Origin of the sequence: Bacillus sp. FSL H8-0492, assembly GCF_038006145.1 — a bacterium.
Classification (GTDB): Bacteria; Bacillota; Bacilli; order Bacillales; family Bacillaceae_G; genus Bacillus_A; species Bacillus_A mycoides.
On the sequence record NZ_JBBOUP010000001.1, the window covers coordinates 4,941,582 to 4,953,459 of the forward strand.

Annotated in this window: 11 protein-coding genes; all 11 read right to left on the bottom strand. The window is 37.6% G+C overall.

What is annotated here, in order from left to right; translation table 11 throughout:
* Positions 1–3 precede the first annotated feature (3 nt).
* Positions 4–885 (bottom strand): RNase adapter RapZ, encoded by an 882-nt coding sequence (gene rapZ / locus MHH66_RS25635; RefSeq protein ID WP_002016084.1) that lies wholly within the window; start codon positions 883–885, stop codon positions 4–6.
* Between the two features lie 20 nt (positions 886–905).
* Complete coding sequence (locus tag MHH66_RS25640; protein WP_001190080.1) at positions 906–1,364, bottom strand: NUDIX hydrolase; 459 nt, start codon at positions 1,362–1,364, stop codon at positions 906–908.
* 215 nt (positions 1,365–1,579) lie between these two features.
* On the bottom strand, positions 1,580–2,386 hold the full coding sequence (locus MHH66_RS25645) for a DUF368 domain-containing protein (protein WP_002016085.1): 807 nt from the start codon (positions 2,384–2,386) through the stop codon (positions 1,580–1,582).
* Between the two features lie 161 nt (positions 2,387–2,547).
* Entirely contained in the window at positions 2,548–3,504 is a 957-nt protein-coding gene (trxB, locus tag MHH66_RS25650; RefSeq protein WP_002089563.1) for a thioredoxin-disulfide reductase, read from the bottom strand.
* Positions 3,505–3,584: 80 nt separating this feature from the next.
* Complete coding sequence (locus MHH66_RS25655; RefSeq protein ID WP_002129890.1) at positions 3,585–5,096, bottom strand: tetratricopeptide repeat protein; 1,512 nt, start codon at positions 5,094–5,096, stop codon at positions 3,585–3,587.
* A gap of 145 nt (positions 5,097–5,241) precedes the next feature.
* Complete coding sequence (locus tag MHH66_RS25660) at positions 5,242–5,748, bottom strand: acyltransferase (RefSeq protein WP_002129892.1); 507 nt, start codon at positions 5,746–5,748, stop codon at positions 5,242–5,244.
* 54 nt (positions 5,749–5,802) lie between these two features.
* On the bottom strand, positions 5,803–6,450 hold the full coding sequence (gene ppaX / locus MHH66_RS25665) for a pyrophosphatase PpaX (RefSeq protein WP_002112826.1): 648 nt from the start codon (positions 6,448–6,450) through the stop codon (positions 5,803–5,805).
* A 66-nt stretch (positions 6,451–6,516) separates the two neighbouring features.
* Positions 6,517–7,329: a prolipoprotein diacylglyceryl transferase gene (gene lgt, locus MHH66_RS25670; protein ID WP_002034719.1), complete on the bottom strand. Its 813-nt coding sequence runs from the start codon at positions 7,327–7,329 to the stop codon at positions 6,517–6,519.
* Between the two features lie 24 nt (positions 7,330–7,353).
* On the bottom strand, positions 7,354–8,283 hold the full coding sequence (gene hprK / locus MHH66_RS25675) for an HPr(Ser) kinase/phosphatase (RefSeq protein ID WP_002016091.1): 930 nt from the start codon (positions 8,281–8,283) through the stop codon (positions 7,354–7,356).
* A 156-nt stretch (positions 8,284–8,439) separates the two neighbouring features.
* Positions 8,440–8,820 (bottom strand): phage holin family protein, encoded by a 381-nt coding sequence (locus MHH66_RS25680; RefSeq protein ID WP_002089574.1) that lies wholly within the window; start codon positions 8,818–8,820, stop codon positions 8,440–8,442.
* 186 nt (positions 8,821–9,006) lie between these two features.
* Positions 9,007–11,877, bottom strand: coding sequence for an excinuclease ABC subunit UvrA (uvrA, locus tag MHH66_RS25685; protein ID WP_078184818.1), 2,871 nt, complete (start codon positions 11,875–11,877; stop codon positions 9,007–9,009).
* Between the last annotated feature and the right edge of the window lies 1 nt (position 11,878).

Consider the following 11,878-nt stretch of genomic DNA (forward strand, 5'->3'; position numbering starts at 1 on the left):
CCCTTAATGGCCCTTTCTCTTCTCCACATCACGATGAGATACATGAACGCTATACTCTGGTTTCAAGTGTTTCCCAAGGTACTCTGTAAGCGTAACAGAACGATGTTGCCCACCTGTACATCCAATCGCAATTACAAGTTGACTCTTACCTTCTCTTTTATAATGAGGCAGCATGAAAGTGATAAGATCCGTCAATTTCTCTAAAAACTTATGTGTTTCATTAAATTTCAACACATACGACGAAACTTCTTCATCCAGTCCTGTTAATGGCTTCATATGTGGAATATAATATGGATTTGGTAAAAAACGAACATCAAATACTAAATCAGCATCAATTGGAATTCCGTACTTAAATCCAAATGACATAACATTTACACGAAATGCTTGCTCAGTTTCTGTTGAGAATAAGTGAACAATTTTTTCTCGTAATTCTTTCGGTTTCAAATCAGATGTATCAAGCACAATATTCGCTCTTGCCTTCATATCAGTTAATAAACCACGCTCAGCTTCAATTCCCTTTAACGGCAAGCCAGTTGGCGCAAGTGGATGCGAACGTCTCGTTTCTTTATAACGAGTTACAAGTGTGCTATCTTTCGCATCTAAAAATAAAATATGAGGAATAATCCATGTACGTTCTGATAAATCATCAAGCGCTCCCCATAAATATTCAAAAAACTCTCGGCCACGTAAATCAATACCGAGTGCCACTTTATTCATTTTACCTTTTGAATCTGCCATAAGTTCAATAAACTTCGGCAATAACATCGGTGGTAAATTATCTACACAAAAATATCCTAAATCTTCGAAACTTTGTAACGCTACCGTCTTTCCAGCTCCAGACATCCCTGTAATAATTACCATTTTTATATCATTATTCTCTGTCATCGTATCCTCTCCTTGCAGGTTTAACTCGGATCTAATCGATATGAAAGCAACTCAAAATCTGGGGTATATACAAATGTACCGTAGATTATACCATTCCCTTTAATTAAATAATCAATAATGTGATAATCTCCTGGTGCCATTGCTAAATCATCAATTTTATCAAATGTATGCCAACCAATGATGCCTTCTTCGCTCTCTAATTTGTTTTCTCCTGCAAAATCTGTTGCTAAAAAGGAGAACATCATCCATTCAGAAACAACTTTATCACCTTCTTGGATGACAAAAGTGAAGACCCCTTTTAATGCTGGATTCTTTAAATAAATACCTGTTTCTTCACGATACTCGCGAACAACGGAATCTCTTACTGTCTCACCACGCTCCATTTTCCCGCCCGGTGCAACCCACCAATTCCGGCGAGGTTTTTGGAGTAAGAGTACTTCATTATCTCTAATTAACACACAGTTTGTCACTCTTTGCATGTTTCTTCACCTCAGCTACTTGCAGCAAAATTTCTCACTGCATACTCATTTCATTATACTATCAAAAACAGTTTGCTACAACGAAGGTGCCAGTCCCCTTTCGCTAAGCAATTGTAAAAATTCTTTCTATAACAAGCAATCAAAATACCTTACTTCCCATGAATAGCACATAAAAATCCCCTTAACGATTTTTATCGTTAAGGGGATTAAAACACTTATTTCTTACCGAAATAAGTAACAACCGCAAATCCTAAAATAAAAGTAATAATTGAACTTACAATTGAAATGCCACCAGTCGGAATGCCAGGGAACACAATGACAATCGACCCGATAACGAGCCCAATAATTGCCGCAAATGTCATACTTTTATAACGATCTAACAAATAACTAATTCCTTTACTACTTACAACAAATCCGGCCATCACGCCGGCACCGATAACCACGATTAACGGTAAATTGAGTGTAGTTAAAGCGTTAATTGCTGTTGGATACACACCAATAATTAATAAAATAAACGATCCACTAATTCCAGGAAGAAGCATAGCCATACTAGCCATCCATCCTGCGAAAAATAAACCAATTGCATTTAAAATTGTTAACGTCGTAATCGGATCAGCTGCCTTATCTGGTTTAAAGAATGCTGTTATTGCAACAAGAATTGCTGCAATTATTAATAAGGCAATATGACTACCTTTAAATGTTGCCTTTGCATCAGCTTCTCTCATTAACATCGGTAATATACTAATAATTAAACCGAGAAAGAAAAATTGAGTCGGTTCATAATGATTTGCTAATAAATATTTAATAACGTGACTTAACGTTAGAAAAGCCGCCGCTACACCAGCTGCAAGTGGGATTAAAAACGCTAAATGTTTTTTCCATTCACGACTAAAGAATCCGCTAATTGCTGCGAGCAATTGTTCATAAATCCCTAACACAACAGCGATTGTTCCGCCGCTCACACCAGGAATTAAATCACTAACGCCCATACAAAATCCACGATATATATTACGCCATTCCATACTGAATAAATTCCTCATTTCTTATAGTGATTTTTTCCGTAAAGTCCAGTATATCAATAAGAAATCTTATAATCCTAATTGTTTTTGACAAAACTTTGACATTTTCACAAAAAAAAGAAAGCCACCTATCGGTAGCTTTCTTCTCAAAAGGAAAAATAACCTTATTTTTCTGTTACAGTCTTTAGTTCCTCTACTAACTCTTCTATATAATGCTGTGCACTCTGCGCTGCAATACTACCATCGCCTGTTGCCGTTACAATTTGACGAAGCATTTTTTCACGAACATCACCAGCTGCGAAAATACCAGGAACTTTCGTTTCCATACGCTCGTTCGTTTCAACATAACCATTTTCATTTGTAATACCTAGCTCAACAAACGGTTTTGATAATGGTAACATACCGATGTATATGAAAACGCCGTCAGTTTTAACTTCTTGTTCTTCTCCGCTGTTTACATCTACAAGTGTTACGCTTCCTACTTTACCATTTGCATCGTTAATTTCTTTTATAGTGTGATTCCAAATGAAATCTACTTTCTCATTTTGGAAAGCACGATCTTGTAAAATTTTCTGTGCACGAAGAGTGTCACGACGGTGAACGATCGTTACTTTTGATGCGAAACGTGTTAAGAACACACCCTCTTCAACAGCAGAATCTCCGCCGCCAATAACAACAAGTTCTTTCCCTTTAAAGAATGCACCATCACATACTGCACAATATGATACACCGCGGCCGCCAAGTTCTGTTTCACCTGGCACACCAATTTTTTTATACTCTGCACCGCTTGCAACGATAATTGCACGTGCTTTATATTCTTTTTTACCAGCAATAATTGTTTTATACTCTTTACCATCGATGATTGCTTTTACATCACCGTATGCATATTCAGCACCAAATTTCTTCGCATGCTCAAACATTTTATTTGATAAGTCTGGTCCTAAAATAGACTCATAACCTGGATAGTTCTCTACATCTTCTGTATTTGCCATTTGTCCACCTGGAATACCACGCTCAAGCATCAGTGTGCTTAAATTCGCACGAGATGTATATACCGCAGCTGTCATACCAGCTGGTCCTGCACCAATAATAATGACATCATAAATTTTTTCTTCTGACACACTATTCACTCCCATTCATACACATTAAGTTACCCTCATTATACTGTTAGCATCATTTTTTTCCCAATGATTTGCCTACCCTACGTGTGCGTGCGCTTAACAGCCTGCACATACTTTCGTACAGTCGCTACAGATACATTATATACATCACCAAGCTCTGCCTGTGTCATCTTATTTCTTTGTTCGCCGCGCACAATGTATTCAATTGCCGCTGACCAACCGTACACATTTGTAAAAGTCGCTCCAGATGTATATAAACGTATGAACGTGCAAAACCAAAAATTCAAACACTCTTCGATTAATTCATCATCTTTTTTCGTATAATTGTATAATGCATCCGCGATTCGTACGCACTGTTCAAATTGCTGTAAATCAGCTGGGATGCTTTTATGACTATTAAGTAAGAAGAAATATTTTGCAAGTTGCGATACGATTGGAACACCATTTTTCGCTTGCGTTACATCAAAGAAGAATCCAACCTTCTCTGGTGTTGACAATTCATTCATTAAATATAAAGCTAGCATTTTCTCTTCTAGCGTCGTACTTTGCTGAAATGATTTTCGTAACTCTTCAAATAAAAGATTTTGTCCTTCATCTGCTAAATTCAGTGCATTCCACGGTTCTTTTCCTTTTTTATCAGGATGCAATTCTACAACATGTTGCCACATTTTTTCAGCTACTTGCTGTTCCTTCACCATATACGCAGAGTATGCAAACCAGTAATAAAAACTGACGTCTCCTTCGTACCCTTGACGCTTTAATACTTTGAACCATTTATATGCAGGTTCAAAATGACCAATTGTTGCAAGCGTTGTTCCAAGTTTCAAACGATGCTCAAATGAAATTGGATATACCGATACTAACTGCCCCGCTAATGACTCTACTTGCTTATGCTCTCCAATTGAATATAGAAAAATAAGCGTATTACAAAGCGCATGCATATTACCAGGATTTTTCTCTAAAATCATTTCTGTTAACTTAAGCGCTTGATCTACATTACCTGATTGAAAATGTGCAATCGCTAAATTATTATGTCCTGACCAAAATTCTGGATATTCTTTCGTAACAACTTCTAGTGTAGCAATCGCCTCTTCTAATTGTCCGTTACGAATGTAGCGGTTCGCTTCTTCTTGCATAACAATTAGCTCATCTTCATCCTCAATCTCTTCCGCACCCATTGCATCTTCTTCCATAATCTCAAGCAATTCTAATGTATCTTCTACAAATTCCTTCTCTTCCGCAACTTCTAAATATCGCTCTGCATACTTCTTCGCCTGTTGAAACAAGCCCATATATGCATAATTATTTGAAATAAAATAATAGCATTGCTCAAGTTCAGGATTGGATCTAACAAGCTTTAGAAATATCTGATTCGACTCTTGATATTCACCAGATTCAGATAATGCTATTGCTAGTTGGCATAAAATAAACGGCTCCTTCTCGCTTTGTGCTGCTCTTCGAAAATATTTAATTGCATCTTGCAATTTTTGCCCTTTATAAGCCCTCATCCCTTTTTTATAAAAGAAGTCCGCTAACTGATTAAAAGAGATAACTTGTCCGTTCTCCTTATATATTCTTTGATTTTTCCCCATATATCCTCCAGTTTTTTGTTTTCTTCGTTCACACATTCTTCTATCTATAAGTATAAACGATTCCGTAAAAAACAAAACAGTATATTATAATCAATTATTTCCTTTTTATTCATAAAAAGAGAAGGGAAATGTTACATTTTTAACATCAACCTTCTCTAGTGGCCATTTCCTCTTTCGTATAAATAATACGCATCGGATTTCCGCCTACGAAAGCGCCGCCTGGTACATCTTTATGGACAAGTGTGCCTGCAGAAACGATAGCTCCATCTCCAATTGTCACACCTGGTAAAATTGTCGTATTCGCTCCAATCATAACTTCATTCCCTATGACGATTTCTCCAAGTCGATACTCACGAATTAAATATTCATGTGCTAAAAGCGTTGTATTATAGCCGATAATTGAATTTTCTCCCACAGTAATCTTTTCTGGAAACATAATATCTGGCATTACCATAAGTGCAAACGACGTTTTCTTTCCTACTTCCATCCGTAAAAACGTGCGATATAACCAATTCTTTACGGATAAAAATGGCGTGTAACGTGCGATTTGGATGATAATAAAATTTTTCATTACCTTCCAAAAAGACACTGTTTTATACACATTCCACAATGAATTTTCTCCTGAAACAGGATAGCGCGTTGTCCGTCGCACTGAACTCTCTCCTCTACTTATATAAAAGTGACACTTTAACCGGCAGGAATCTTACTACCCGTTAATGCGGGACAAAATCGGTAGTAAATCACTCATTTTATCTAGCACATAATCTGGTTTATACGCTTCTAAATACGCTCTACCTTTCAATGTCCATGAAACCGCTACTGTTTTCGTACCTGCATTTTGTCCACCGACGATATCATGATGATTATCACCAACCATCAATGTTTCTTCTGGCTTTGCATCTAATAATTCGAGTGCTTTTTGAAGTGGTTCTGGATGTGGTTTCACATGTTCCACATCATCAATCGTCACGACAACATCAAAAAACTGATCAAGTTTCGAAAGCTTTAATCCCATTTCAACCGTCTGTCTCGCTTTCGTTGTAACGATGCCGATCTTATAACCTTGCTTCTTCAATTCTTGAACCGTTTCATATACAGTTTCATACTCTTCCACTAATTCATCATGATGCTCATGATTAAATTGACGATAACATGTAATCATCTCTTCAACCTTACTTGCATCAATTTTACTAAAAGTATCATGCAAAGATGGACCGATAAATGGCAATACATCTTCACGCTTATACTGATTAGAATAATAGTGATTTAACGTATGTAAAAAAGAAGAGATAATAAGTTCATTTGTATTAATTAACGTTCCATCTAAATCAAATAACACTGTATTTATTTTCATCGTCCTTAATCCTTTCATTACCTGAATATGAAAGAAGCAGCATCTTCTATAAGATGCTACTTTTCTCTAATTTTCTAAATATCTTTTATCAGCTTGCCCCATTTTTCGTCTCACAATAATGAAAATGATAGAAATAACAACAATTCCAATAGACATTACTTGTGCAATACGAAGTGGTCCTAACATTAAACTATCTGTACGCAAACCTTCTACGAAGAAGCGTCCCACTGAATACCAAATTAAATATGTGAAGAATAATTCACCACGGCGTAAATTCACTTTTCGTAACGCGAGTAGTAAAATAACACCTGCAAAGTTCCATAATGATTCATATAAAAACGTTGGGTGATAATACACACCATCAATGTACATTTGATTAATAATGAAATCTGGTAAATGAAGACCTTCTAAAAACTGTCTCGTTACTTCATCACCATGCGCCTCTTGGTTCATAAAGTTTCCCCATCGGCCAATTGCTTGTCCTAGTAAAATACTCGGCGCAGCAATATCCGCTAACTTCCAGAATGAAAGCCCGCGTCGTTTCGCAAAAAGGATTCCTGTAATAACAGCCCCGATTAAACCACCATGAATCGCCAAACCACCTTGACGAATATTAATAATTTGACTCGGATTTTGCGAATAATATTCCCATTCAAAAATGACATAATACATTCTCGCAAAAAGAATGGCAATTGGTACTGCGATTAATACAAGGTCGATAAATGTATCTTTGTGAATACCAAGCCTTTCTCCCTCGCGAGTTGCTAGCCAAAGACCTAATAGCACACCTGTACCGATAATAACCCCATACCAATAAACAGGGAACGGCCCAAGTTGGACTGCAATACGGTCAAGCTGTGGTACAGAACCTAACAGCATATATATGACCTCCCTCTCCAGAGTCTACTCTTGATTTCCTAACTCAATCGCACTCATTAATCGTTCAGAGAACTGTTGTGCCGCATTGACTCCCATACGTTTTAATCTGAAGTTCATCGCTGCTACTTCAATAATAACAGCCAAGTTTCGACCAGGACGAACTGGAAGTGTAATCTTCGTAAGTTCTGTATCAATAATCTTCATCTTCTCTTCATCAAGACCTAAGCGATCATAATTTTTCTTTTGATCCCAAATTTCAAGATTAATAACAAGTGTAATACGTTTATAATTTCGTACTGCCCCTGCACCGAATAACGTCATTACGTTAATGATACCTAGACCACGAATTTCTAATAAGTGCTCAATTAAATCAGGTGAGCTCCCTACTAATGTATCTTCATCTTCTTGACGAATTTCTACGCTATCATCCGCAACAAGGCGGTGACCACGCTTTACAAGTTCAAGCGCTGTCTCACTTTTCCCGACACCACTTTGACCTGTAATTAAAACACCAACACCATAAATATCTACTAGCACACCATGAACAGCTGTTGTTGGCGCTAACTTACCTTCTAAATAGTTTGTTAAACGACTTGATAATCTCGTCGTCGTTTGAGCAGAACGTAATAAAGGCACGCCTGATTCACGTGATGCTTGTAATAACTCATCCGGTACATCTTGATTACGAGTTACAATAATACAAGGCGTCTCCTCAGTACAAAGCGCTTTCATTCTCTCTTGCTTTTGCTCTGTCGTTAACGTATCAAAGAACGTAAGCTCCGTTTTCCCAAGAAGCTGCACGCGATCAGCTGGATAATATGTAAAAAATCCTGCCATTTCAATTCCAGGTCGCGATAAATCACTCGTATCAATCGGACGATGAATCCCTTCTTCACCACTTACTAACTCCAATTGAAATTGTTCAATTAAATCTTTTGTCCTTACTTTCGGCATATGTATAAACCTCCACTCCGCTGCGGGTTCAGTCTCATTTGATGTAAAATTCCATTCTATCGGATATTGTACCATTTTTTTCTGGAAACAAGAAACTCGGTTTCTAATAAATAGAAAAAAACATTTCATATGAATCATGAAATGTTTTTCTTTTTGTCATTTTCTCTTTTTTTCATGTAATGGTTCAACAATTACTTTTTCAATTATCATATTAAAAATAGAAATACAAATTGCCGCAACAATCGCTACACCAAATCCAGATATATTAAAGGCGTCCCCTAATAACGAATCCGTCATCTTTAACGTAATCGCATTAATAACAATTAAGAAGAAACCGAAAGTTACAAGAGTAATCGGTAGCGTAATTAAAATTAAAAGCGGCTTTACAAATACGTTTAAAATCGCCAATATAATACTCGCAATAATTGCAGTTTGTATATTTGCTATGTAAAATGCGTCTGGTGCAACCCCTTTTAAAAGTCCGGATACAGCGATTAACACAACGCTATTTACAAGAAGTGATACAATCCATCTCATTTCCTTACACATCCTTTTAACATATATATTTCATCATACGCTAATAGCTAATAAACGCAAGTATCATACAAACACTTATATCAACTTATTCTACCCTTCATGCTTGTATACCTATTAACAACCTTACCAGTTTTCCTTAGTGAAATAAAAACCGAGTGCAATTCCCACTCGGTTTTTATTAACAACTTATTGTGATAACTCTACTTCTTTTATTTTCTCTTTCATTCTTGCTTTATCACGATCTAAAATCTCTTTTAAATACTTACCTGTATAAGAGCGCTCTTCTTTCACTACTTGCTCTGGCGTTCCGGAAGCAACGATTTGTCCGCCTTTGTCTCCGCCTTCTGGTCCAAGGTCAATAATATAATCAGCTGTTTTAATAACATCTAAATTATGCTCAATTACAAGTACCGTCTCACCACTCTCAACAAGACGTTGCAACACTTCTAGAAGGCGTGCAATATCATGTGCATGTAAGCCAGTCGTTGGCTCATCTAAAATGTATAACGTACGCCCTGTAGAACGACGATGTAATTCAGAAGCTAATTTCACACGCTGCGCCTCACCACCTGATAACGTCGTAGCTGGTTGTCCTAATTTCATATAACCAAGCCCTACATCTACAAGTGTTTGAAGTTTACGCTTAATTTTCGGGATATTAGCAAAGAACTCTACCCCATCTTCAATTGTCATCCCTAACACTTCAGAAATATTCTTATCTTTATATTTCACTTCTAACGTTTCACGGTTGTAACGTTTACCGTGACAAACTTCACATGGAACATACACGTCTGGTAAGAAATGCATTTCGATTTTAATAATTCCATCACCGCGGCACGCTTCACAACGGCCGCCTTTTACGTTAAAGCTGAAACGTCCTTTTTGATACCCACGTACTTTCGCTTCATTCGTGTGCGCAAATACATCACGAATATCATCAAATACGCCAGTGTATGTCGCCGGATTTGAACGTGGTGTACGCCCGATTGGTGATTGATCAATATCAATAACTTTATCTAACTGCTCAAGACCTTTAATTTCTTTATGAGCCCCTGGCTTCGCTTTCGCTTTATATAGCTTTTGAGCTAATGATTTGTATAGTACTTCATTAATTATCGTACTTTTTCCAGAGCCCGATACGCCTGTTACTGCTACAAATGTTCCTAGGGGGAATGACATTTTCGCATTCTTTAAGTTATTTTCTTTCGCACCGACAATCTCCACTTTACGTCCGTCACCTTTACGTCTTTCAAGTGGTACCGGAATAAACTCTTTACCGCTTAAATATTTCCCAGTTAATGAATTCTCGTCTTGCATAACTTCAGCTGGTGTACCTGCTGATACAACTTGACCACCATGAATACCTGCACCAGGTCCGATATCAAGTAAATAATCAGCAGCCATCATCGTATCTTCATCATGCTCAACAACAATTAACGTATTTCCTAAATCACGCATTTCCTGCAATGTACGAATAAGACGATCATTATCACGCTGATGCAAACCAATAGAAGGCTCATCAAGAATGTAAAGTACGCCAGTAAGGCGAGAACCAATTTGTGTCGCTAAACGAATACGCTGCGCCTCACCACCTGATAAAGTTCCTGCGGCACGACTTAACGTTAAATAATCTAAACCGACGTTCACTAAGAACCCAACACGTTCCTGAATTTCTCTTAAAATTAAATGAGCAATTTTTTGTTGTTTCTCCGTTAACTCAACAGTTGAGAAGAACTCCTGTACTTCTTGAACAGAATATTTCGTTACATCGGCAATCGTTTTATCACCAACGAAAACAGCTAAACTCTCAGGCTTTAAGCGTCCACCTTTACACTTCGGACAAGCTTGCTCTGCCATATATTTCTCCATTTGCTCACGAATATAATCAGAACTCGTCTCACGATAACGACGCTCAATATTCGGAATAACACCTTCAAATAATATCTCATTTTCCTTTACTTGACCAAATTCATTCACATAGCGGAAATAAAGCTTCTCTTCCCCGCTTCCGTACAGCACTTTATCAAATAAATCCTTCGGTATATCTTTCACCGGCATATCCATATCGATGCCGTAATGATTACACACAGATTTTAATAATTGCGGGTAATATTGTGAACTTGTCGGTTCCCAAGGAGCAATCGCATGTTCATTTAATGATACATCCCAGTTCGGAATAACAAGTTCTAAATCTACCTCTAACTTCGATCCAAGTCCATCACAAGAAGGACACGCGCCGAACGGACTATTAAACGAGAACATACGCGGCTCTAATTCTCCGATTGAAAAACCACAATGTGGACAAGCATGATGTTCACTAAATAGAAGTTCTTCCTCTCCCATTACATCGATTAAAACTCGGCCCCCACCAAGCTTTAAAGCACTTTCTAGTGAATCTGCAAGTCGGCTTGCAATTCCTTCTTTCACAACAATACGGTCAATAACACCTTCAATTGAATGCTTCTTATTTTTTTCTAAAGTAATCTCTTCCGATACATCCAGCATCTCTCCATCAACGCGCACACGAACATAACCTTGCTTCTTAATATCTTCTAATACTTTCGCATGCGCACCTTTACGCCCTGACACGATAGGCGCTAGCACTTGCAACTTCGTACGTTCAGGATATTCAAGAACACGGTCTACCATCTGTTCCACTGTTTGTGATGTAATTTCAATTCCATGATTCGGACAAATCGGCGTACCAATTCGTGCGAATAATAAACGTAAATAATCATAAATCTCCGTTACCGTTCCAACCGTTGAACGAGGATTACGACTCGTCGTTTTTTGATCAATTGAAATCGCTGGAGATAAACCTTCAATCATATCAACATCCGGCTTATCCATTTGCCCTAAAAACTGGCGCGCATACGCAGATAAAGATTCCACGTATCTACGCTGTCCTTCTGCATAAATCGTATCGAATGCTAACGATGATTTCCCCGAACCAGACAATCCCGTCACAACAACAAGCTGATTTCTCGGAATGGTTACGTCAATATTTTTTAAATTATGCGCTCTAGCACCTTTTACAACAATAAAATCTTTACTCACT